The sequence below is a fragment of the Delftia sp. Cs1-4 genome (genome assembly GCF_000214395.1).
Lineage (GTDB): Bacteria > Pseudomonadota > Gammaproteobacteria > Burkholderiales > Burkholderiaceae_C > Comamonas > Comamonas acidovorans.
The window spans coordinates 47,091-68,136 of record NC_015563.1 but is presented as its reverse complement, the minus strand read 5'-3'; the positions used below and the strand labels follow the sequence as shown (position 1 = coordinate 68,136).

Annotated in this window: 22 protein-coding genes; 11 read left to right on the top strand and 11 right to left on the bottom strand. The window is 68.7% G+C overall.

Features of this window, described 5'->3' with window-relative positions; translation table 11 throughout:
• Positions 1-47: 47 nt before the first annotated feature.
• Both DELCS14_RS00305 and DELCS14_RS00300 read left to right on the top strand, forming a co-directional pair.
• Positions 48-1,256, top strand: a complete 1,209-nt coding sequence (locus DELCS14_RS00305; protein WP_013799976.1) for a CaiB/BaiF CoA-transferase family protein — start codon at positions 48-50, stop codon at positions 1,254-1,256.
• 71 nt (positions 1,257-1,327) lie between these two features.
• A complete protein-coding gene (locus tag DELCS14_RS00300; protein WP_013799975.1) occupies positions 1,328-2,329 on the top strand; it encodes a tripartite tricarboxylate transporter substrate binding protein in 1,002 nt (333 codons plus the stop codon).
• 189 nt (positions 2,330-2,518) lie between these two features.
• Here DELCS14_RS00300 and DELCS14_RS00295 read toward each other — a convergent pair whose 3' ends face one another.
• Positions 2,519-3,808, bottom strand: coding sequence for a M20/M25/M40 family metallo-hydrolase (locus DELCS14_RS00295; protein ID WP_013799974.1), 1,290 nt, complete (start codon positions 3,806-3,808; stop codon positions 2,519-2,521).
• 157 nt (positions 3,809-3,965) lie between these two features.
• A complete protein-coding gene (locus DELCS14_RS00290) occupies positions 3,966-5,240 on the bottom strand; it encodes an MFS transporter (RefSeq protein WP_043795639.1) in 1,275 nt (424 codons plus the stop codon).
• A gap of 65 nt (positions 5,241-5,305) precedes the next feature.
• Between DELCS14_RS00290 and DELCS14_RS00285 the strand changes: the two genes are divergently transcribed.
• The 5 genes from DELCS14_RS00285 to DELCS14_RS00265 all read left to right on the top strand — a co-directional run bounded on the left by DELCS14_RS00285 (position 5,306) and on the right by DELCS14_RS00265 (position 9,278).
• The gene (locus DELCS14_RS00285) at positions 5,306-6,316 is read left to right on the top strand and encodes a helix-turn-helix transcriptional regulator (RefSeq protein WP_013799972.1); all 1,011 of its coding nucleotides are present in this window, start codon (positions 5,306-5,308) and stop codon (positions 6,314-6,316) included.
• A 98-nt stretch (positions 6,317-6,414) separates the two neighbouring features.
• Positions 6,415-6,990, top strand: a complete 576-nt coding sequence (locus DELCS14_RS00280) for a sigma-70 family RNA polymerase sigma factor (protein ID WP_013799971.1) — start codon at positions 6,415-6,417, stop codon at positions 6,988-6,990.
• On the top strand, positions 6,987-7,574 hold the full coding sequence (locus DELCS14_RS00275; protein WP_013799970.1) for a hypothetical protein: 588 nt from the start codon (positions 6,987-6,989) through the stop codon (positions 7,572-7,574). Before DELCS14_RS00280 ends, DELCS14_RS00275 begins: the two co-directional genes overlap by 4 nt.
• A gap of 34 nt (positions 7,575-7,608) precedes the next feature.
• Positions 7,609-8,862 carry a sulfite oxidase gene (locus DELCS14_RS00270; protein ID WP_013799969.1) on the top strand — a complete coding sequence of 418 codons (1,254 nt, stop codon included), beginning with the start codon at positions 7,609-7,611 and terminating at the stop codon, positions 8,860-8,862.
• A gap of 68 nt (positions 8,863-8,930) precedes the next feature.
• Positions 8,931-9,278: a cytochrome c gene (locus tag DELCS14_RS00265; protein ID WP_013799968.1), complete on the top strand. Its 348-nt coding sequence runs from the start codon at positions 8,931-8,933 to the stop codon at positions 9,276-9,278.
• Between the two features lie 16 nt (positions 9,279-9,294).
• Here DELCS14_RS00265 and DELCS14_RS00260 read toward each other — a convergent pair whose 3' ends face one another.
• The 8 genes from DELCS14_RS00260 to mnmG all read right to left on the bottom strand — a co-directional run bounded on the left by DELCS14_RS00260 (position 9,295) and on the right by mnmG (position 17,342).
• Positions 9,295-10,116: a hypothetical protein gene (locus tag DELCS14_RS00260; protein ID WP_013799967.1), complete on the bottom strand. Its 822-nt coding sequence runs from the start codon at positions 10,114-10,116 to the stop codon at positions 9,295-9,297.
• A gap of 173 nt (positions 10,117-10,289) precedes the next feature.
• Positions 10,290-11,324, bottom strand: a complete 1,035-nt coding sequence (locus DELCS14_RS00255; protein WP_013799966.1) for a peptidoglycan-binding domain-containing protein — start codon at positions 11,322-11,324, stop codon at positions 10,290-10,292.
• Between the two features lie 196 nt (positions 11,325-11,520).
• A complete protein-coding gene (locus DELCS14_RS00250) occupies positions 11,521-12,456 on the bottom strand; it encodes a ParB/RepB/Spo0J family partition protein (RefSeq protein WP_013799965.1) in 936 nt (311 codons plus the stop codon).
• A gap of 13 nt (positions 12,457-12,469) precedes the next feature.
• Positions 12,470-13,030, bottom strand: coding sequence for an alpha/beta fold hydrolase (locus tag DELCS14_RS00245; protein ID WP_172642940.1), 561 nt, complete (start codon positions 13,028-13,030; stop codon positions 12,470-12,472).
• Between the two features lie 171 nt (positions 13,031-13,201).
• Entirely contained in the window at positions 13,202-13,972 is a 771-nt protein-coding gene (locus DELCS14_RS00240) for an AAA family ATPase (protein ID WP_013799963.1), read from the bottom strand.
• Between the two features lie 13 nt (positions 13,973-13,985).
• Positions 13,986-14,600: a LysE family transporter gene (locus DELCS14_RS00235; RefSeq protein ID WP_013799962.1), complete on the bottom strand. Its 615-nt coding sequence runs from the start codon at positions 14,598-14,600 to the stop codon at positions 13,986-13,988.
• A 106-nt stretch (positions 14,601-14,706) separates the two neighbouring features.
• A complete protein-coding gene (gene rsmG / locus DELCS14_RS00230; RefSeq protein WP_013799961.1) occupies positions 14,707-15,366 on the bottom strand; it encodes a 16S rRNA (guanine(527)-N(7))-methyltransferase RsmG in 660 nt (219 codons plus the stop codon).
• Positions 15,363-17,342, bottom strand: a complete 1,980-nt coding sequence (gene mnmG / locus DELCS14_RS00225; RefSeq protein WP_013799960.1) for a tRNA uridine-5-carboxymethylaminomethyl(34) synthesis enzyme MnmG — start codon at positions 17,340-17,342, stop codon at positions 15,363-15,365. Before mnmG ends, rsmG begins: the two co-directional genes overlap by 4 nt.
• Positions 17,343-17,644: 302 nt before the next feature.
• Between mnmG and DELCS14_RS00220 the strand changes: the two genes are divergently transcribed.
• A complete protein-coding gene (locus tag DELCS14_RS00220) occupies positions 17,645-18,232 on the top strand; it encodes an NAD(P)H-dependent oxidoreductase (protein ID WP_013799959.1) in 588 nt (195 codons plus the stop codon).
• 95 nt (positions 18,233-18,327) lie between these two features.
• On the top strand, positions 18,328-18,936 hold the full coding sequence (gene gstA / locus DELCS14_RS00215) for a glutathione transferase GstA (RefSeq protein ID WP_013799958.1): 609 nt from the start codon (positions 18,328-18,330) through the stop codon (positions 18,934-18,936).
• 60 nt (positions 18,937-18,996) lie between these two features.
• On the opposite strand, the gene DELCS14_RS00210 is transcribed toward gstA, so the two are convergent.
• On the bottom strand, positions 18,997-19,770 hold the full coding sequence (locus DELCS14_RS00210; protein ID WP_012201983.1) for an IclR family transcriptional regulator: 774 nt from the start codon (positions 19,768-19,770) through the stop codon (positions 18,997-18,999).
• A gap of 114 nt (positions 19,771-19,884) precedes the next feature.
• Between DELCS14_RS00210 and DELCS14_RS00205 the strand changes: the two genes are divergently transcribed.
• Together DELCS14_RS00205 and DELCS14_RS00200 are read left to right on the top strand one after the other, a co-directional pair.
• Positions 19,885-20,640 (top strand): SDR family oxidoreductase, encoded by a 756-nt coding sequence (locus tag DELCS14_RS00205; protein WP_043795637.1) that lies wholly within the window; start codon positions 19,885-19,887, stop codon positions 20,638-20,640.
• A gap of 13 nt (positions 20,641-20,653) precedes the next feature.
• Positions 20,654-21,040, top strand: coding sequence for an NIPSNAP family protein (locus DELCS14_RS00200; protein WP_013799956.1), 387 nt, complete (start codon positions 20,654-20,656; stop codon positions 21,038-21,040).
• Positions 21,041-21,046: the final 6 nt, after the last annotated feature.

Sequence of the window (21,046 nt, the reverse complement as noted above, 5' to 3'; positions counted from 1 at the left end):
GGGCATCACCGGCCCGTTGCGGTTTTCGTGGTTCGACAAGGTTTCGCATGAGTGCTCTCCCCTCTTCCCTGCCGCTGGACGGCGTGCGCGTCCTGGATCTTTCGCGCGTGCTGGCCGGCCCCATGTGCGCCATGGCGCTGGCCGACCTGGGCGCCGATGTCGTCAAGGTCGAGCACCCGGGCCGCGGCGACGACACGCGCGACTGGGGCGTGCGCGTGGGCCAGCGCAACACCTCCTACTTCAACAGCGCCAACCGCAACAAGCGCTCGGTCACGCTGGACCTGCAGGCCGAAGAGGGCCTGCGCATCGCACGCGAGCTGGCGGCCGACAGCGACGTGGTCATACAGAACTTCAAGGTCGGCGGCGCCGAGAAGCTGGGGCTGGGCTACGAGCAGCTGTCGCAGCTGAACCCGCGCCTGGTGTACTGCTCCATCTCGGGCTACTCGCGCAGCGGCCCCGAGGCCACGCGGCCCGGCTACGACCTGGTGGTGCAGGGCGAGTCCGGCATCATGGCCATGAACGGCGAGCAGGGCCAGGGTCCGCTGAAGTTCGGCGTGGCCGCCGTGGACATGTTCACGGGCATGTACTCGGCCCAGGCCATCCTGGCGGCGCTCTACGAGCGCGAGCGCAGCGGGCGCGGCCGCCATGTGCAGATGGCCCTGTACGACTGCGGCCTGATGATCACCAGCTACTACGGCATGGAGGCCTTGCTCAAGGCAGGCGACCCGCCCAAGTTCGGCAACGCCCATCCGTCCATCGTGCCCTACGGCGTGTTCGAGGCGGCCGACGGCCCGCTGGTCATCACCGTGGGCAACAACGGCCAGTTCCAGCGCTTTTGCACCGACGTCATCGCCAAGCCTGAGTGGGCCGCCGACGAACGCTTTGCCACCAATACCGCACGCTCGGCAAACCGCGATCTGCTGATGCCGCTGGTGCAGGCCGAGCTGCTGCGCTTCACGCGCGCCCAACTGCTCGAATGCCTGACGGCCGCGCAGATTCCCTGCGGCGAGGTGCTGGGCCTGTTCGAGGCCCTGAACTCGCAGCGCACGGCCGACGCCGGCCTGCTGCACCGCTTCGAGGACAGCGAGGCCGGCAGCCAGTCCGTGCTGGCCCCGCCCTATGCGCTGGACGGCCAGCGCCTGCCCGTGCGCCGCCCGCCGCCGCACCAGGGCGAACACACCGACGAGGTGCTGCAGCAGCGCCTGGGCCTGGACGAACAGGCCCGCGCCGCACTGCGCGCCAAAAACATCATCTGAGAGCGCGCAGACGTTCCCACCCAGACCGCTCCACGGCTCTCATTTCCACCCCTTCCCGCTTGAGGAGACATATGACTTCCACCCCCTTCCAGGCCTCGCGCCGCCAGATCCTTTCCGCCGCCTGCGCCACCGCCATCGCCACGCTGGCCCCCGCCGCCCGGGCCCAGAGCCAGTGGCCCGACAAGCTGATCAAGCTGACCGTGGCCTTCCCGCCCGGCGGCCCCACCGACACGGCCGCGCGCATCGTCGCGCAGCGCCTGACCGAGCGCCTGGGCCAGACCATCGTCATCGACAACCGCCCCGGCGCCTCGGGCTCGGTGGGCACGGCGGCCTTCATCAAGTCGCAGCCCGACGGCTACTCGCTGTCCATGTTCGGCATGCCCGCGCTGCTGGCGCCCATGCTGTTCAACAACAACCTGTACGACGTGCGCAAGGACTTCCTGCCCGTGGCCACGGTCTATGACCTGCCCATGGCCATCGTCATCAACCCGCGCGAGCTGCCGGACGTGACCAACCTGCAGCAGCTGATCGAGCACGCCAAGAAGGCCAAGCCCGCGCTGAACTACACCAGCTCGGGCACGGGCAGCTTCGGCCACCTGTCCATGGAGCAGCTCAAGGACCTGGGCGGCTTCGACATGCAGCACGTGCCCTACCGCGGCAGCGCGCCGGCCGTGACCGACCTGATCGGCGGCCAGATCGCCGTGATGTTCGCCGACGTGGTCGCCGCCCTGCCCCACATCCAGGCAGGCAAGCTGCGCGCCATTGCCGTCAGCTCGCAAAAGGCCAAGCAGCTGCTGCCCAATGTGAAGTCGGTGGCCGAGCAGGGCTTCCCCGGCTTCGACGCCGACACCTGGGGCGGCCTGATCGCCCCGCTGAACACGCCGCCCGCCGTGGTCCAGCGCCTGAACCAGGAGCTCAAGCTCATCCTGGCCGAGCCCGAGCTGCAAAAGAAGATGCTGGCCGCAGGCGCCATCGCCACCTACCAGGACGGCGCGGCCATGAAGGCGCGCCTGAATGCCGACTTCACGCGCTGGAGCAAGATCGCCAAGGACAAGAACATCTCTTCGCAGTAAAGAACACAGAGCGCCCCACGATGCGCCTTCAGGGCATGCCGCAAGGCATGCCCTTTTTTGCTTTTTGACCCCGCCATCCGCAGCGTGCGCCAGGTTTCGCTGCCGGGCCGCCCCAAGGCGAAACGCGGCCCCCTCGGGGGGCGCCCGGCCAGGGGCAGCGGACCATGCGAAGCATGGGGAGCGTGGGGGCTACTTCGACAGATCCATGATCATGCGCGTGGCCAGGTACAGGCGCGGCACGATGGTGTTCAGCTGCACATACTCCGCATCATTGGAGTGCGCGCCGTAGCCGCTCAGGCCAAAGCCCTCGATGACCGCACCCTTGGCCTTGAGCGCCGCAAACGCCGCGTCGGTGCCGCCGCCCGTGGCCTTTTCCATCACGCTCATCTTCAGGCCCAGCTCATCGCTGTAGATGGTCTGCGCCTGTTTGGCCAGGCTGCGCGAGGCCTCGTTGGCCTCCAGCGGCGGGCGGCGCACTTCGAACTTGAGCTGCACCTTGCTGGCGTCCAGCAGCTTGTGGCCCACCTTGGCCTGCATGGCCTGCTCCAGCGCCGTGAAGTCGGCCACGCGCAGCGCGCGGGCGTCGGCCTGGGCCGTGGCCTCGGCGGGAATGACGTTGCGGTTGGTGCCGGCCTTGGCCACGGTCCAGTTGAGCTTGAGGCCGGTCTCGGGCTTGGACAGGTCCTTCATCTGCAGCAGCTGGTGCGACAGCTCGTACAGCGCGTTCACGCCGTCCTCGGGCTTGGCGCCCGCGTGCGAGGCCTTGCCCTCGACCTTGAGGTAGGCCGCGCCGATGCCGCTGGTGGCCAGGCGCACGCCGCCGTCGGTGCCGCCGCCTTCGAACGAGAAGACCGCATCCTGCTCGGCGCCCATGCGCGTGATGGTGCTGCGCGCGCCGGGCGAGCTGATTTCCTCGTCGCTGTTCATCAGCACGGTCAGCGTGCCGTAGTTGTCGAAGCCCAGCTGGCGCAGCATGGCCACGGTGTGCAGGATCAGGGCCACGCCCTGCTTGTCGTCGGCAATGCCCAGGCCGTAGGCGCGCTCGCCGTCGATGCGAAACGGCTGGTCCTTGAGCATGCCGCGCAGGTAGACCGTGTCCATGTGGGCGATCAGCATGATGCGGCTGGTGCCCTTGCCCTTGAACTCGGCATGCACCATGGGGCCGATCTTCTCGGGCGTGTCACCCAGCCGGTAGACGTCGGTGGGCTGCAGGACCTCGACCTTGCCGCCCTGCTCGCGCAGCTTGCCGGCCACGTAGTTGGCGATCTGCTCCACGCCCTCCATGTCCTTGCTGCCCGACTCGATGTGCACCAGGTCGCGCAGCGTGTCCAGCAAGGGCTGCTGGTGCTTTTGCGCCAGCGCCTGGATATCGGCCTTGGGCGCAGCCAGGGCACTGCCGGACAGGCCGGCCATGGCAAGGGCCAGCGCCAGCGGGGCGCTGCGGAACATGAGGGAAAGCGGTGCGAAGGCGGAACGCATGGACAGGTCTCCTGTGTTGAAAAAGTTGTGCCTGCACGATAGCAGGCGCCGCGCAGGGCGCACGCAATTGCCGTGCCTGTTTTGTCCATCTCCCCGCCCAAAGCAAAGGCCCCGCAAGCCTTGGCCTGCGGGGCCTTGTGGGGAGCGAGACCCGGGGTCAGCCCGCGCTCAGCGCCATGCCGCCCTTCTTGCTCACGCCATCGCCCACGACCACGGCCGACACCACGCTCAGCACCAGGGCAATGGCCGATCCGTAGAACACGCCGTGGCTCATGCCGTGGTCCAGCATGTAGCCGAACACCGGCGCGGCCAGGCAAAAGCCCAGGTCCAGGCCCGAATACACCGTGCCGTAGACGCGACCCGTGGCGCCGGGCGGGGCGGCGCGCTTGATCAGCATGTCGCGCGAGGGGCCGGCCAGGCCCGTGCCCAGGCCCGCGATGGAGGCCACGGCCACGGCCGCCATGGCCGGCAGCCAGCCCGTGCCGACCAGGAACAGCGCAACACCCGAGCCCAGCATGCAGATGGAAATCACCTTCTCCAGCCGCTGCACGCGGCCCACGAGGAAGCCGCCGGCCAGCATGCCTGCCGCGCCGCACAGCATGTAGCCCGTGACGATGAGCGCCGTCACGCTCAGCGGCAGTCCGTACATGGACTGCATGGCGGGGCTGGCAAAGCTCTGGATGGCGCTGAGCGCGCAGGTGCTCCAGAAGAAGAACGAGAAGCACAGCCAGACCGAGGGCAGCTTCAGGAAGGCCATGGGATGCTCCTGCGGCACGGCGGCCGCAGCGGCGCGCGCCGCGGGGGCCTGGGCATCGGCCGCACGGTCGTCCAGCGCCTCGCGGTTGAGCACCATGATGGTGAGGATGACGGCGGCCAGGGCCGCGCCGCACAGGCAGGCCAGGCGCCACGAGCCCGTGGCCGTGGTGATGCCCGCCATGAACAGCGGCGCCAGCGCCCAGCCGATATTGCCCGACAGGCCGTGCACCGAGAACGCATGGCCGATGCGCTTGGCCGACACGCGCTTGTTGAGGATGGTGAAGTCCACCGGGTGGAAGGGCGCATTGCCCAGGCCCGCGAAGAAGGCTGCCAGCAGCAGCATTCCATAGCCCTGTGCCAGGCTGGCGACCACGCCCGCCACGGTGAAGCTGCCCAGCGCCGCAAACAGAATGGGGCGCGCGCCGAAGCGGTCCACGGCAAAGCCGGCCATGGCCTGTCCCACGCCGGAGACCACGAAGAACAGCGACACCATCACGCTGAGTTCGGCATAGCTGTAGCCGAACTCGGCGATCAGCCACGGGAACAGCGGCGGCAGCAGCAGGTGGAAGAAATGCGAGGAACCATGCGCCAGGCCGATCAGGCCGATGGTGCGCACATCGCTGCGCAGCGGGTCCGGAGCCACGGCGTCCGGCATGGAAGAGGAAGAGGCAGTCATGGGCCGCATCTTAGGCAGCAGCGTTTCGTCTTGTATGCGATAGTCTGCCAACTTCTGTCGCAAACATGCCAAAGCCTGTCTCCACGCCCGGCACCCCTGTCCACACCCTTGCCGACACCCTGCCCAGCGCCTGCCCCGCAGCCGCGCTGCGGTCGGTGCGCAGGGCCCGGCCGATGGAGCCGGTGGAGGCCTTGCATCCGCACCTGTTCGTGCCCACGCCCCAGCGCCCCGTGCGCGCCAAGCAGCACCGCCTGTCGGCACGCACGCGCGTCATACCGCACAGCCACAGCTGGGCACAGATCGCCATCTCGCTGGACGGCGTGCTGCACCTGTCGGCCCCCCAGGGCACGCTGATCGCACCGCCGTCCAAGGCGGTGTGGATTCCGCCCGGCCTGGTCCACGCCGTGGCCATGGTCGAGGAAGCCGATCTCGTCTCCATCTACGTGCTGCAGGACGATCCGGCCCAGGGCCCCGTACTGCCGGACCTCCCGTCCTGCGGCGTGGCCTGCAACCCGCAGGACTGGGCACGCTGCCGCGTGCTGGAGGTCTCGCCGCTGATGCGCGAGCTGATCACGGCCCTGCCCAAGCAAAGCGATGACCAGCCCGCACCGGACGCCGCCACCCTGCAGCGAGAGCACCATCTGAGCGCCCTGCTGCTGGAAGAGCTTCGCCGGGCCAGCGAAGTCCACCTTGGCGTGAACATGCCCCAGGACAAGCGGCTGCGCATGCTCTGCGAGGCCGTGGTGGCCGACCCCACCCAGCACGAGAGCCTGGCCGACTGGGCGGCAGACACCGGCGCCAGCCCGCGCACCGTGGCCCGGCTGTTCCAGCAGCAGCTGGGCTGCAGCTTCACCGCCTGGCGCCAGCAAGTCGTGCTGGCCCATGGCCTGAGCCTGGCCGCGCGCGGCCTGCCCATACAGCAGATCGCCGCCGAGCTGGGCTACAGCCCCAGCGCCTTCAGCGCCATGGTGCACCGCACGGTGGGCATGCCTCCGGCACGGTTCTTCGGGCAGCAGGCCGGCTCCGCTGCCCACAGGGTCGGAACAGGCGCTGTATCGCGGCCGACCAGGGAATGACAGGGAGCCATCGTCTCTTCGCGATAGCTGACCCGATATAGGGTTTGCCTAAGGCCAGCGCATGGAATAGGGCGGCACCCTGCGTGCTCTTATGCCGCATGATCTCCACCGCCGAGTCGCGCTACAACCAGTGGGTGCGCGAGCACTACCGATTCCTGCTGCGCAGCGCCTGGGCGCTGACCGGCTCGCGCGCGCTGGCCGAGGACGTGGTTCAGGACTGCTTCACCAGCGCCTGGCGCTTTCGCCACCAGCTGCGCGAGGCCGCAATGGCGCGGGCCTGGCTGTTCCAGATCATGCGCCGCCATGCCTTCCGGCACCTTGCGCCATCGGCCCATCTGGTCAGCGATGACGAGGCGCTGGACCAGCATCCCGCACCCACTCCCTCGCCTTCGGCGCTGGACGACCGGCTCGACGTGGTCAAGGCGCTGGCGCGCATCGCGCCCATCCACCGCGAAGTGCTGGTGCTCTATTACTTCGACGACATGCCCACGGCCCAGATGGCCGAGGCCCTGGACATTGCGCCGGGCACGGTGCTGTCGCGCCTGTCACGCGCCCGCGATGCGCTGAAGGCGGCGCTGGAGCAGGCGGCCCCGGCGCCTGCTCCAGAGACTGCCAGCGTGATTCCGCTGCGCCCCACCCCGCTGCGCGCCACCCGATACCAAGGCTTGAAATGACTGCCCCGGACACGACCGACGAATCGGCCTTCGACCTGCGCGCACGCGCCGAACTGGCCCTGGCCTTCGACCCCGGGCCGCACGGCGAGCCGCCCGCCCATCTGCTGCGCCACACGCCCTGGCATGCGCGCAGCGGCGTGCGCCGGCTGATCGCCGCGCTGCTGGTGGGCAGCTCGGCCGCCACCGCCGTGTTCGCCATGCGCCCGCCCGAGCTGGTGCGCGCCGCCATCGAGCACGAGTACTACGAGCGCACGCTGCGCGGCAGCTTCATGCCCGAGGCCGAGGTCGCGCGCCGCATGGACCTGCCGGCCGGCGAGAAGCTGCCCGGCTACACCCAGCTGATGCGGCCCTGCGATATCGACGGCACGCGCGCCTACCACCTGACCACCTTCTTCGAGAAGGGCGGCATCGTCACCGTGCTGGCCTTCGACCAGCCCCAGCGCCTGGCCGATGGCCAGGGCTGGTGGGCCAACATGCACTGGCAGGTCGTTCGCTCGCGCGAAGGCCGGCCGCTGGTGCTGGTGGCCCAGAAGAAACAGGCCCTGGCCGTGGCCAGCAAGGCCCTGGGCAGCCCTGCCCCATGAGATGCCCCATGACAACCACCACGAGGAGACACCCATGAACCACTTGCCGACATCGCCCACCTCCCCCGCGCGCCGCAGCCTGCTGGCCGGCAGCGCCAGCGCACTGGCCGCCGCAGGCCTGGCCGGCCTGCACCAGGGCGCATTGGCCCAAGCCCAAGCCCAGGCCCAGGCACCCGCAGCTGCGGCAGCCCCGGTGGCCAAGCCCCTGCCCGGCTACGCGGGCTGGAAGAAGGCCGATGCCCTCATCGTCCACAGCTCCACCACCATAGAGACGCGGCGCGGCGCCTTCGGCACCAGCGTGATCACGCCCAGCGACCAGCTCTATGTGCGCAACAACCTGCCCACGCCGCCCGAATCCATCGTGGCCGACCGCGATGCCTGGCAGCTGCAGGTGGAGGGCGTGCGCCAGCCCCGCAGCCTCAGCGTGCGCGAGCTCAAGTCCCTGGGCCTGGAGACCGTGGCCATGGTGCTGCAGTGCTCGGGCAATGGCCGGGCCTTCTTTCCCAGCAAGCCCAGCGGCACGGCCTGGACCGTGGGTGCGGCCGGCTGCGTGGTCTGGAGCGGCGTGCCCGTGCGCGAGGTGGTCAAGGCCCTGGGCGGTGTGTCAGACGGCGGTCTCTACATGACGGGCACGGGCGGCGAGGTGCTGCCCGCGGGCCTGGACCCCAAGAGCGTCATCGTCGAGCGCTCGGTGCCGCTGTCGGCCATGGAAGACGCGCTGCTGGCCTGGGAGATGAACGGCGAGCCCATCCCGCTGGCCCATGGCGGGCCGCTGCGCCTGATCGTGCCCGGCTACACCGGCGTGAACAACATCAAGTACATCAAGCAGCTGGCCTTCACGCCGCGCGAGAGCGAGGCCCACATCATGTCCCACGGCTACCGCATCTCGCCGCCCGGCAGCAAGGGCGACCCGAGCCAGCCCTCGGTGCAGGAGATGAGCGTCAAGTCCTGGATCAACTCGCCCCTGCCCGAGGACGGCGGGCAGGCCGCCGGCCTGGTGCAGATCCACGGCGTGGCCTTTGGCGGCATGGATGCCGTCAAGGGCGTGGAAGTGTCCACGGACGGCGGCAAGAGCTGGCAGGCCGCGCGCCTGGTCGGCCCCGACCTGGGCAAGTACGCCTGGCGCCAGTTCGTGCTGCAGGCGCGCCTGCCCAAGGGCACGCATGTGCTGGCCAGCCGCGCCACCGACGCGCGCGGCCGGGTCCAGCCCGAGACGCGCGGTGAAAACCAGAGTGGCTACAACAACACCAGCTGGGCCGACCACGCCGTGACCGTCACCGTGGCCTGAGCACGGCCCGCGCGCTCATCCCGCCACCTCTTCTCTTCACTCCCGTCACTTCCCGCACCCCCATTGCCATGTTCACGATGAAACACCTGATCCACACCGCCCTGCTGGGCAGCACTTTGCTCGGCAGCGCCCTGCTGTGCGCCCCCGCCTTTGCCGATGAAGCGGCCCAGATGACCCTGGGCAAGAAGCTGTTCGCCACGGCCACGCCCGCCTGCGCGCTGTGCCACACGCTCAAGGACGCGGGCGCCGAGGGCGCCATCGGCCCCGTGCTCGACGAGCTCAAGCCCGACGCCGCGCGCGTGGCGCGCGCACTGCGAGACGGCATAGGCGCCATGCCCTCGTTCAAGGCCACGCTCAGCGAGGCTGAGATCGCCGCGCTGTCGCTCTACGTGAGCAAGGCCAGCGCGAAGAAGTAGGCGCCACGCACAGCCGTCACCGGCGTTCCTGCAGCTCCCGCCGCGCCTTTTCGTAGGGCGTCTCCTCGGGCTCGGGAACATGCACCACGGCCTCGCCGGCACCGCCCAGCGGCATGCGGTAGACCCAGAGGCTATGCCGGCCCGGACCCTGGCGCTGCCAGGAGGGCTCCACGCCGGGCAGCGCAAAGTCCAGGCTGACCAGCCAGGCGCCCTCGGGCAGCTCCGTGGCGGCCTTGACGGCCGCACGGCCCATGCTTTCGGGGCGCTGGAACAGGTAGACCATCTGGTAGCCGCTCCAGTCGGCCAGCCAGATATCGGCGCGGCGCACGCGGGCCCAGGGGCAGCGCAGCGCGCACAGCCAGCGCAGCGGCCAGCTCCACTCCATGCCGTTGAGCCGCGCCTGCGGGTACTGGCCGCGCAGCGCGCGCAGGCCGTCACCCAGGCCGCAACCGGCATCGAGCACGGCGGCGTCGTCGGGCAGCGGCGCAGCATCGGCCAGGCCTTGCAGCGCATCGGTCGGCGTGGGAAACAGCGGCGCATCGCGCCAGGCGTTGAGCGGGTAGACCAGGGTCAGCAGACCCAGCGCCGCCAGCCACAGCCATGGGCTGATGGCGGCCAGGCCGCCCGGCCCCCACAGCATCAGGCAGGACAGCGGAAAGCCCGCCGCCACGGCCAGGCGCCGCCACCAGGGCGTGGCCAGCAGGCTGGCGAGCACGCCCAAAAAACAGGCCGCCAGCCAGGCGGCCAGCGGCCCTAGGGTCGATTGCAGCGCGGCGTAAACAAGCCAGGCGCCCGCCCAGGCAAGAAGGGCCGGGGCCGGCCAGGGAAGGCGCCGCATGTCAGAGCCTCATTGCGCGACGCGCCTCCCACAGCCCATGAAACGAGCGCGACCTATGCGCCCGAAACGCCCCAAACCAGGGACAGCGAGCAAGGGCCGCCCCGCAGCGAGGCTGTCGTCCCCCTCCCGCAGGAGAGGGGGAAGGCGCGAAGCGACTCAGGGGGTGCTGCATCTCATTGCTGTTGCAGTGCTTGCGAGGTGGCACGGTCGAGGCGGCCGGTCTGCGGCAGGCTCTGGTCGCGCTGGAACTCGCGCAGGGCGTTCTGGGTGTTCTTGCCCATGGAGCCGTCAGGCGTGCCTGCGGTGTAGCCCAGGGCATTGAGCTTTTGCTGTGCGGCGCGCAGCGACATGCCGGCGGCATTGGCGCCCGGAGCCGATGTCTGCGACGGTGCGGCACCGCCGTCCACGCCCAGGCGTCCACCGCCGCCCAGGCCCTGGCCCTTGACGGTCTGCGCCTTGTAGTTGCGCAGCGAGCGCACCATCTGGTTGTAGGCGTCCATGAAGGCGGCGGCGATCACCTTGCCTTCGGCCGTGCGTGTGTAGCCGCCCAGCGAGGCGCCGGCGGAGCCGCCGAACAGCGCGCCCATGCCGCCCCAGTCGGTCTTGGAGGACGAGCCTTCGGAAGCCGACACCTGCACGCCCGAACGGTTGTCCACCAGGGCCAGCATGACCGAGGCCTCGCGCGTCTTGGTGGCCGCAGCCAGCGCGCCGAAGATGCCGCCTGCGCGGCCGCCGATGGCGCCGCCCATGCCGCCGGCATCGCTCTGGTTGAAGATCACTTCGGGGGACAGGCCGTAGTCGGAGGCCACCATCTGGCCCTTGCCCAGGTTGCTGCCGCCGCGCATTTCGCCCGAGTCCATCAGCGCGCGTTCACGCGCCATGGCGCCCATGCCGGCCGCGCCGCGTTCCACGACGATGAAGCAGTTGGACTGCTGGATCATCAGGCGCAGCAGCTGCGAGGTGGGCGGCAGGCGGTACTGCTGGGTGAGGATGGTGTACCAGCCCGCGGTCTGGTTCTCGACCAGGGAGATGGTGCCCAGCGAGGAGTCGCAGCGCTCCAGCTCGGTGTTGGCGTTCTCGGCGCTGGCACCGCCTGCGGCGCCCGTGGCCACGGTCTTGGCTTCGGGCGAGCCCATGCGCATGTCGGTGGTCACGCAGCCGGTCAGCGCCACGGCAGCGATGGCAGTCAGGGCAAGATACTTCTTCACGTTGTAATCCTCTTGGTCTGGTCTAGGTGAATCAGCGCCAGGGCAATGGGCGTCCACGCACTGGCAGCGTCGCCAGTCAGCGATTACACACAATTACCCCGCATAACAGCGCGCAAATATACCGGGATTCACCCTTGCGAAAAAGCGCTGCTTTGCTGGAGAACGACAGATCACAGACGGTTACAAGCTGTTGTCATCACTCGGGTGCATCGCCGCGCAAACGTTCGATCAGCCCGTTGAGCGCATCGAGCGAGCCGAACTGGATCGCCACTTCGCCCATTTCCTGCAGCTTGCCGCCACGGCGCACGGACTTCTTGATGCGCACTTCGACATCGGCCATGAGCAGGTCGGACAGCTCTTCTTCCACGCGCTTGATGTCGCGCGACTTGCCGTCCTTCTTGGACTTCTGGCGCACCAGGCTGAAGTCGGCGCCGATCTTCTTGACCAGGGCCTCGGCCTCGCGCACCGACAGCTTCTTGGCCGCGATCTGGTTGCCGGCCGTGATCTGGGCCGCGCGGTCCAGCGACAGCAGGGCACGCGCATGACCCATGTCGATGTCGCCGGCCATGAGCATGGTCTGCACCGGGTCGGCCAGGTTGAGCAGGCGCAGGATGTTGGTGGCCGCGCTGCGCGAGCGTCCCACGGCCTGGGCCGCCTGCTCGTGCGTGAGGCCGAATTCCTTGACCAGGCGCGACAGGCCCTGGGCCTCTTCCAGCGGGTTCAGGTCCTCGCGCTGGATGTTCTCGATCAGCGCCATGGCGGCGGCGGCCTCGTCGGGCACCTCGCGCACCAGCACCGGCACCTCGGCCAGGCCGGCGATGCGGGCCGCACGGAAGCGCCGCTCGCCCGCGATGATTTCGTACTTGCCGGCGTGGTCGCCCTTGGCCAGGCGGCGCACCAGGATGGGCTGCATGATGCCCTGGGCCTTGATGCTTTCGGCCAGCTCGTAGAGCGCGCCCTCGTCCATATGGGTGCGCGGCTGGTACTGGCCGGGCACCATGACGTCGAGCTGCAGGATGCTGGGCAGGCCGGTCTCGGCCACGGGGCCGCCGCCCTCTTCCTTGTCGTGGACCTTGGGTCCGAGCAGGGCTTCCAGCCCGCGTCCCAGTCCCTTGGGTTTCTTGGTCACCATGGTGTTGTCCTTGTCAAAGCGATGCCAGCAGCGCGTGTCCGCTGTCCCAGTCGCCCAGCCCGCTGGCCGTGTTGAGATGGCCCGAAGGCCCTGCGTCGACGAAGCGTGCGCCCCAGGCATCGGCCATGGCTTGCACGCGCCGGGCGCTGCAGTAAATGTCGTTGTCGCTGCCGACCACGATGGAGGCAAACGGCAGGCGCTGCATCATCACGGGAGACCAGCCGGGCAATTGCTCGCGCAGCTGGGGCTGCTCGGTATCGCCGGGGGCGACCAGCAGCGCGCCACGCACCTTGCGGGCGGCCAGCGGCGAATGCGCAGCCCACCACGCCACAAGGATGCAGCCCAGGCTGTGCGCCACCAGCACCACGGGGCGCGGCGCGTCGAGCACCGTCTCCTGCAGCCTGGCGCTCCAGTCGCCGCGCAGCGGACGGTCCCAGTCGTTTTGCTCCAGGCGGCGGTAGCCGTGGCGCTGCTCCCAGCGGCTTTGCCAGTGGTCGGCATCCGAGTTCTGCCAGCCGGGCAGCAGCCAGACGTCCTCGGCAGTCACGTCGATTTCCATGTTCTGCTCAGCCATTTAAATAACCAATGCGCTGAGTTGCGCCTACAGCCCATGAAACCGGCGTGGCCCAAGGCCAGTGACAGCAAGCAAGGGCCGCCCCGCAGCGAGGCTGTCGTCCCCCTCCCGCAGGAGAGGGGGAAGGCGCGAAGCGACTCAGGGGGTGTTGTGTCGAACCTTGCATGGCTCTCACATCTTCTTGATGCGGCGCACCATCTCTTGCGCGAAATCGATGAAGGCCTTGCTGCCCTTGGCGCCCGGATCGAAGACCACGCCGGGCACGCCATAGCTGGGCGCCTCGGCCAGGCGCACGTTGCGCGGGATGACGGTGTCAAACACCTTGTCGCCGAAGTGCTCCTTGAGCTGGTCGCTGACCTGCTGCTGCAGCGTGGTGCGCGGATCGAACATCACGCGCAGCAGGCCGATGATCTGCAGGTCGGGGTTCATGTTGGCGTGCACCTGCTTGATGGTGTTGACCAGGTCGGTCAGGCCTTCGAGCGCGAAGTACTCGCACTGCATGGGCACGACCACGCCATGGGCCGCGCACAGGCCGTTCAAGGTGAGCATGGACAGGCTGGGCGGGCAGTCCACCAGCACGAAGTCGTAGTCGGCATCGACCGCCTTGAGGGCGCCCTTCAGGCGATCGTTGCGGCGCTCCAGGGTGACCAGCTCGATCTCGGCGCCGCTGAGTTCGCGGTTGGCGCCCAGCACGTCGTAGCCCACGGCCTCGGAACGCACGGCGGCTTCCTTGACGCTGGCGTTCTCCAGCAGCACGTCGTAGACCGACAGCTCCAGCGCACGCTTGTCCACGCCCGAGCCCATGGTGGCATTGCCCTGCGGGTCCAGGTCGATCATCAGCACGCGCTGGCCGACCTTGGCCAAGCCCGCTGCAAGGTTGACGGCGGTGGTGGTCTTGCCGACCCCGCCCTTTTGATTGGCGACACAGAAGATTTTGGCCATGGTATTTACACGCTTATTTGGCGATGGCCAGCTTGAGGCCAAAACCGATCAGGAACACGCCCGCAGTCTTTTCGAGAACCCGGGAAACCGCAGGATTGGCGCGCATGCGCTCGGCCAGATGCGCGGTCAGCAGCACCACGATCAGGCAATAGAGAAAGGTCAGAGCGGCCACCGTGGCCGCCATCACCGCGAACGTGAGCAGGCCCTGGTGGCTTGCAGGATCCACGAACAGCGGGAAGAAGGCCATGTAGAACACGATGGACTTGGGGTTCATCAGGGTGATCAGGCCGGCCTGGCGAAAGTAGTGGCGCGGCTCGATGTGCAGCACGGGCTTGTCGCCGGGCTTGGCGGTGAGCATCCTGAAACCCAGCCAGCCCAGGTAGGCGGCGCCCAGCCACTGCACGGCATGGAAGGCCGCGGGATAGGAGGCCAGCAGCGCGGCAACGCCCGCCACGGCCATCCAGATCAGCACCTGGTCGGCCGCCAGCACGCCGGCGCAGGCCGCCATTCCGGCACGTATGCCGCCCTTGCCGGTGGAGGTGATCAGCGCCAGGTTGCCCGGCCCCGGAATCAGCAAAAACAGAAGAATGGCAACAACGAATGCGCTGAAATCGGAGATGCCGAACATGCTGACCCCTGAGCGATGAAAGCTGGGAGTTTATGCGAGGGCCATGGCCAGCGCATGTGGAACATGGCCCCGCCGCAACGCGGCAGTGTGCCATTCGGTAAAAAAATCAGGCGCAAACGCGCAGCCAGAGGATGCAGCGCTCGGCATCCAGGCCCGGCACCTTCAATGGTTCCACGTGAAACACCTGCACGTCGGCGGGCAGCGCGGCGATTTCATCGTCGGGGTGCTTGCCCTTCATGGCCAGCCAGGTGCCGCCCTCCTCCAGCGCCTGACGCGACCAGCTGGTGAAGTCCACCAGCGAGGCAAAGGCACGGCAGCTGATCAGCGGATAGCGCGTGGTCAGCTGCTCCACGCGGCTGTGGATGCCGCGCAGGTTGGGCAGGCGCAGCGTGGCCGCCGCCTGCTGGATGAAGGCGGCCTTCTTGCCCACCGTGTCCACGCAGTGCACGTCGATCTGCGGGCAGCAGATGGCAAAGACCACGCCGGGCAGGCCGCCGCCCGAGCCCACGTCCAGCATGGCGGTGCGGCCTTCGCGCGCAGGCATCTGTGCCAGATGGCGCTGCAGCGCCGGTACGGCAGCCAGGCTGTCGAGCAGGTGATGGGTCAGCATCTCCTGCGGATCACGCACGGCCGTGAGGTTGTAGACCTTGTTCCACTTGCCCAGCAGGGCCTGGAACTCCATCAGCGTATCGATCTGGGCGGGGGTGAGGTCCAGCCCCAGCGCCTGCAGGCCGGCTTCGAGCGGAGCGCGCAGTTCCTGGCTCATGCGGATGCCTCCTCGCCCTTCGCGTCAGTCACATCCGGTGCAAAGCCCCGAAAGCCCCCCTTCTTCAGGTGCACCATCAGCAGCGAGATCGCCGCCGGCGTCACGCCCGACATGCGCGACGCCTGGCCCAGCGTCTCGGGCCTGTGCTTTTGCAGCGACTGGCGCACCTCGAAGGACAGGGCCGGCACCTGCATATAGTCCAGCTCGGCCGGCAGGCGCAGGTTCTCGAAGTGGGCGGCGCGCTGCACCTCGTCCTTCTGGCGGTCGATGTAGCCCGCGTACTTGGCCGCGATTTCCACCTGCTCGACCACGGAGCCGCTGAGATCGCCCAGCACCTCGGGCTGCACATCGGCCGAGGCATAGCGGCCCTCGTTCAGGCTCATCAGCTTGCCGTAGCCCACGTCGGGCCGGCGCAGCAGGTCGAACAGGTTGTACTCGCGCTCGATGGACTTGCCCAGCACACGCTCCGATTCCTCGGGCGTGACGATGCGCGGATTGACCCAGGTGGTCTTCAGGCGCTCTGTTTCACGTGAAACAGCATCGCGCTTGCGGCTGAAGGCATCCCAGCGCGCATCGTCCACCAGGCCCATGGCGCGACCAGCTTCGGTCAGGCGCATGTCGGCGTTGTCCTCGCGCAGCTGCAGCCGGAACTCGGCGCGGCTGGTGAACATGCGGTAGGGCTCGGTCACGCCCTTGGTGATCAGGTCATCGACCAGCACGCCCAGATAGGCCTCGTCGCGGCGCGGCAGCCAGGCTTCCTGGCCGCGGCACTGCAGCGCGGCGTTGAGGCCGGCGAACAGGCCCTGGGCCGCCGCTTCCTCGTAGCCGGTCGTGCCGTTGATCTGGCCGGCGAAGAACAGGCCCTGGATCTGGCGCGTCTCGAAGCTGCTCTTGAGCGAGCGCGGATCGAAGTAGTCGTACTCGATGGCGTAGCCAGGACGCAGGATGTGCGCGTTCTCCAGCCCCTTCATGCTGCGCACCAGTTCGTACTGGATGTCGAAGGGCAGGCTGGTGGAGATGCCGTTGGGATAGAACTCGTTGGTGGTCAGGCCTTCGGGCTCCAGGAAGATCTGGTGGCTTTCCTTGTCGGCAAAGCGGTTGATCTTGTCCTCGACGCTGGGGCAATAGCGCGGGCCCACGCCCTCGATCTTGCCCGTGAACATGGGGCTGCGGTCAAAGCCGCTGCGGATGATGTCGTGCGTGCGCTCGTTGGTGTGGGTGATCCAGCAAGGCATCTGGCGCGGGTGCATGGCCGCATTGCCGATGAAGCTGAACACGGGCAGCACGCCTTCGTTGACACCACCGGGCATGCCGTCGCCGGGCTGCTCCTCGCACTGCGAGAAATCGATGCTGCGGCCATCCAGGCGCGGCGGCGTGCCGGTCTTCAGGCGCCCCTGGGGCAGCTGCAGCTCCTTGAGCCGCGACGACAGGCTGACGGCTGGCGGATCGCCCGCGCGGCCTGCCGCGTAGTTGTTCAGGCCCACGTGGATCTTGCCGTCCAGGAAGGTGCCCGCCGTGAGCACCACGGTGCGGCTGCGAAAGCGCACGCCCACCTGGGTGACGGCGCCCACCACGCGGTCGCCCTCGACCATGAGGTCATCCACCGCCTGCTGGAACAGCCACAGGTTGGGCTGGTTCTCCAACATGTCGCGGATGGCGGCCTTGTAGAGAATGCGGTCGGCCTGGGCGCGCGTGGCACGCACGGCCGGGCCCTTGGAGCTGTTGAGGATGCGGAACTGTATGCCGCCGATATCGGTGGCCAGCGCCATCGCACCGCCCAGCGCATCCACTTCCTTGACCAGATGGCCCTTGCCGATCCCGCCGATGCTGGGATTGCAGCTCATCTGGCCCAGGGTCTCGATGTTGTGGCTCAGCAGCAGCGTCCTGCAGCCCATGCGCGCAGCGGCCAGCGCGGCCTCGGTGCCGGCGTGGCCGCCACCGACCACGATCACATCAAATTCCTGTGGGTACAACATGCTTATCACTCCGGGGGCCTGCCCGGCCCAAGCCCCCGACACGGAGCACTCACGCTCCGGCGCTCATGGCGGGTGGCCCTCGTTCATGTAGCGAGGGGAACCCAGCGGGGAACCCGCGATTTTCCCACCTTTGCCGCACCAATGCCTTGCAAGGGGTCGGCCGCCCTGCCACCGGGCCGGCACTGTGCCGGTGTTCCACGTGAAACAGTGCGGCGGACACAGCGTGTTCACCGCAGGATGCTGCGCGCCGCCACCCGCAGGGCGGCCCGCTTGCAAGAAACATGTGCAGGGCCTGTGATGCAATGGCGGCCATGCAGATCCTCATCTTCGCGGGCAGTACCCGCCAACAATCGCACAACCGGCGCCTGGCCGCCGCCGCCGCCGGCATGGCGCGCGAACTGGGCGCCCAGCCCACGCTGCTGGAGCTGTCGGATTTCGACATCCCCATGTACAACGCCGACCTGGAGGCCAGCGGCACGCCGCCTGACGTGCTGCGCTTCAAGGCCGCGCTGCACAGCCACCCGGCCTGGCTGATCTGCTCGCCCGAGTACAACGGCAGCTACCCTGCCCTGCTCAAGAACGCCATCGACTGGGCTTCCAGCCCCGTGGCCGGTGATCCGGTTTGGTCCGATGGCACCCTGCCCTTTCGCGGCAAGGTCGTGGGCATGGCCAGCGCCTCGCCCGGCGGCCTGGGCGGCCTGCGGGCCCAGTCGCACCTGGCGCCGCTGCTGCTGAACCTGCAGTGCTGGCTGGCCCCCGTGAGCCACGCCGTAGGACAGGCAGGCCAGGCATTCGACGACGCCGGCCGCCTGCAGCGACCCCAGGACCAGCAGGGCATGAAGGCCGTGCTGGAACAGGTGCTCTGGGCTGCACAGCGCCTGTCGGCCTGAACCCTGCCGCCAGCGCGGTCCCATCATGCGCAGCCCCTGCACATGGGGTTAGCATGGGCGCTTGTCTTTCTTACCCTGATCGGAAGCCATCCACCATGAAGCTCTACTACAGCCCTGGCGCCTGCTCTCTGTCTCCCCACATCGTCCTGCACGAGGCAGGGCTGGCCTACGAGCCGGTCCTGGCCAGCACCAAGACGCACAAGCTGCAGGACGGCACGGACTACTACGGCATCAACCCGCTGGGCTATGTTCCCTTCCTCGTGCTCGACGACGGCGACACGCTGCATGAAGGCCCGGCCATCGTCCAGTACCTGGCCGATCTGGTCCCCGAGAAGAAGCTGGCGCCTGCCAACGGCACCATGGCCCGCTACCACCTTCAGGAGTGGCTGAACTTCATCGGCACCGAGCTGCACAAGGGCTTCGGCCCCCTGTTCAACCCCGCCACGCCCGACGACTACAAGCCCGTGGTGCGCCAGCGTGTGCTGGACCGCCTCAAGTGGGTGGACGGCGAGCTCAATGGCCGCGACTACCTGATGGGCGAGCAGTTCACCGTGGCCGACGCCTACCTGTTCACCGTGACGGGCTGGGCCCAGTTCGTGGGCGTGGACATCTCCGAGCTGACCAACCTCCTGGCCTACCGCGAGCGCGTGCTGGCCCGCCCTGCCGTGCAGGCCGCGATGAAGGCCGAAGGCCTGCTCAAGTAAGCAGCGCCGAGCCCGGGCTCGGCGGCACAAGGGGCCGGCTGGTGTGAACCAGCCGGCCCCTTATCTTTTGCGCGTGCGGATGCGCTGCTCTATCTGGGCCGCCGCAGCGCGCACCTGCTGGGCGATGCGCCGCACGCGCGCCGCCGTCATGCGCTGGGTCAGCGCGGCCACGCTGACCGCCCCCATGGCCTGGCCCATGCTGTCGCAAAAATGCGCGCCCACGGCCGTCACGCCCAGGCTCACGCGGTTCTGTATCACGGCCACGCCTGCGCGGGCCGTTTCCTCGCAGGCCAGGCGCAGTCCCGCATCGGTGAGCTTGCCAAAGGCCGGCAGGGCGGGCGCCACTCGCTCGATGATGGCCTCGCGCTCCTCGGGCGCAATGGCGGCCAGCACGGCCAGCCCCCCGGCGCCCACGCCCAGCGGGCGCCGGCTGCCGACCTGCAGCACCAGCGTGCGTATGGGGAAGTCGCCTTCGAGCCGGTGCAGGCACACGGCCTCGAATCCGCTGCGCACCACCAGGTAGGCCGTGTCCTCGGTTTCACGTGACAGCGCCGCCATGGCCGGCTCGCACAGGTCGCGTATGTCGTGCAGCATCGACCCGGCCAGGCCCAGCTCGAAGGCCAGCGGCCCCAGCCGGTAGCGGTGGGTCTGGGCGTCGTGCACCACCAGGCGCTCGGCAATCAGCTGCTTGAGGATGCGGTGGGCCGAAGGGTGGGGCACGCCGGATTTTTCGGCCAGTTCGCTGAGCGGGCAACCGCGCACGCCCCCGGTCGCCAGCAGCTTGAGAAAGGCCACGCCCCGCTTGAGGGAGCCGGCATCGGACGATGAGGTCATGTTCGTTTATCGGACAACTGAGTGGCGCCGCCGGGCGATTTGAAAACAATCGGAATGGCCGATCAACCACGGCCCGGCCAGGGCACGGCAAGGCCGGGCGCCACGGATTTCCGAATGATGCAACTCTCCCATCCGCCATTGCAAGACAGAATCGCCGTCGTCACCGGCGCCAGCAGCGGCATAGGCGCCGCCACGGCGCGGGCCCTGGCCCGCGAGGGCGCCACCGTCGTGATCGGCTACCACCAGGGCCGCGACCGCGCCCAGGCGCTGCGCGAGGAACTGCCGGGCAGCCACCACACGCTGCAGCTGTCGCTGCAAGACGAGGCCAGCCACGCCACCGCCGCCCAGTGGCTGCAGCAGCACCTGGGCCGGGTGGACCTGCTGGTCAACTGTGCGGGCTTCACCGAGCGCATCGCGCACGCGCAGATCGATGCGCTGGAGCCCGCGCTGTTCAATCGCATCCTGTGCGCCAACGTGGGCGGCACCTATGCCGTGACGCGGGCCCTGCTGCCGCTGCTGCCCGCCTCGCAGGACGCCGCCGTGGTCAACGTGTCCTCGGTCTCCGCCTTCACGGGCCTGGGCAGCAACATGGCCTATTGCGCCGCCAAGGCCGCGCTGGACACGCTGACGGTGTCCATGGCGCGCGCCTTCGGCCCGGTGCGCTTTCTCTGCGTCTCGCCCGCCGCCGTGGACACGGGCTTCGTGGGGGGCCGCAGCCGCCAGGAGCTGGAGAAAAAGGCCGCGCACACGCCGCTGGGCCGCGTGGTCGAGCCCGGCGATGTGGCGCAGGCCATCCTCGCCTGCGCCACGCATCTGCGCACGGCCACGGGCACGCGCATCGTGATCGACGGCGGCCACAGCCTCGGTTGAAAGAAGGCACGTCATGCTCGTCGAACAACGCACCTACACCGCCCACCCCGGCAAATGGCGGGACTACCTGGCGCTCTACCAGGCCGAGGGCCTGGAGCTGCAGCAGCGCATTCTGGGCCGCATGGTCGGCTACTACACCAGCGACTCGGGGCCACTCAACCAGATCGTCCACCTGTGGGCCTATACGGACCTGAACGAGCGCGCCGAGCGCCGCGCCCGCCTGCTGGGCGAGCCACGCTGGCAGGCCTATGTGGCGCGCATGCTGCCGCTGCTGCAAAGCCAGGAATCGAAGTTCCTGATCCCGGCCCCCTTCTTCCAGCCCCAGTGGAGCGGCTGCCAGGAGCCGCTCCACGGCGCCACAGGCCCCGCGTCCACTTCCGGCCCCCTTTCCACCGACTGACAGGAG

What these genes read in the sequence shown, in the direction of transcription:
- DELCS14_RS00305 (WP_013799976.1), top strand. Translation starts at nt 48, where the DNA reads ATGAGTGCTCTCCCCTCTTCCCTGCCGCTGGACGGCGTGCGCGTCCTG.
- DELCS14_RS00300 (WP_013799975.1), top strand. Translation starts at nt 1,328, where the DNA reads ATGACTTCCACCCCCTTCCAGGCCTCGCGCCGCCAGATCCTTTCCGCC.
- DELCS14_RS00295 (WP_013799974.1), bottom strand. Translation starts at nt 3,808, where the DNA reads ATGCGTTCCGCCTTCGCACCGCTTTCCCTCATGTTCCGCAGCGCCCCG.
- DELCS14_RS00290 (WP_043795639.1), bottom strand. Translation starts at nt 5,240, where the DNA reads ATGACTGCCTCTTCCTCTTCCATGCCGGACGCCGTGGCTCCGGACCCG.
- DELCS14_RS00285 (WP_013799972.1), top strand. Translation starts at nt 5,306, where the DNA reads ATGCCAAAGCCTGTCTCCACGCCCGGCACCCCTGTCCACACCCTTGCC.
- DELCS14_RS00280 (WP_013799971.1), top strand. Translation starts at nt 6,415, where the DNA reads ATGATCTCCACCGCCGAGTCGCGCTACAACCAGTGGGTGCGCGAGCAC.
- DELCS14_RS00275 (WP_013799970.1), top strand. Translation starts at nt 6,987, where the DNA reads ATGACTGCCCCGGACACGACCGACGAATCGGCCTTCGACCTGCGCGCA.
- DELCS14_RS00270 (WP_013799969.1), top strand. Translation starts at nt 7,609, where the DNA reads ATGAACCACTTGCCGACATCGCCCACCTCCCCCGCGCGCCGCAGCCTG.
- DELCS14_RS00265 (WP_013799968.1), top strand. Translation starts at nt 8,931, where the DNA reads ATGTTCACGATGAAACACCTGATCCACACCGCCCTGCTGGGCAGCACT.
- DELCS14_RS00260 (WP_013799967.1), bottom strand. Translation starts at nt 10,116, where the DNA reads ATGCGGCGCCTTCCCTGGCCGGCCCCGGCCCTTCTTGCCTGGGCGGGC.
- DELCS14_RS00250 (WP_013799965.1), bottom strand. Translation starts at nt 12,456, where the DNA reads ATGGTGACCAAGAAACCCAAGGGACTGGGACGCGGGCTGGAAGCCCTG.
- DELCS14_RS00245 (WP_172642940.1), bottom strand. Translation starts at nt 13,030, where the DNA reads ATGGCTGAGCAGAACATGGAAATCGACGTGACTGCCGAGGACGTCTGG.
- DELCS14_RS00240 (WP_013799963.1), bottom strand. Translation starts at nt 13,972, where the DNA reads ATGGCCAAAATCTTCTGTGTCGCCAATCAAAAGGGCGGGGTCGGCAAG.
- DELCS14_RS00235 (WP_013799962.1), bottom strand. Translation starts at nt 14,600, where the DNA reads ATGTTCGGCATCTCCGATTTCAGCGCATTCGTTGTTGCCATTCTTCTG.
- rsmG (WP_013799961.1), bottom strand. Translation starts at nt 15,366, where the DNA reads ATGAGCCAGGAACTGCGCGCTCCGCTCGAAGCCGGCCTGCAGGCGCTG.
- mnmG (WP_013799960.1), bottom strand. Translation starts at nt 17,342, where the DNA reads ATGTTGTACCCACAGGAATTTGATGTGATCGTGGTCGGTGGCGGCCAC.
- DELCS14_RS00220 (WP_013799959.1), top strand. Translation starts at nt 17,645, where the DNA reads ATGGCGGCCATGCAGATCCTCATCTTCGCGGGCAGTACCCGCCAACAA.
- gstA (WP_013799958.1), top strand. Translation starts at nt 18,328, where the DNA reads ATGAAGCTCTACTACAGCCCTGGCGCCTGCTCTCTGTCTCCCCACATC.
- DELCS14_RS00210 (WP_012201983.1), bottom strand. Translation starts at nt 19,770, where the DNA reads ATGACCTCATCGTCCGATGCCGGCTCCCTCAAGCGGGGCGTGGCCTTT.
- DELCS14_RS00205 (WP_043795637.1), top strand. Translation starts at nt 19,885, where the DNA reads ATGATGCAACTCTCCCATCCGCCATTGCAAGACAGAATCGCCGTCGTC.
- DELCS14_RS00200 (WP_013799956.1), top strand. Translation starts at nt 20,654, where the DNA reads ATGCTCGTCGAACAACGCACCTACACCGCCCACCCCGGCAAATGGCGG.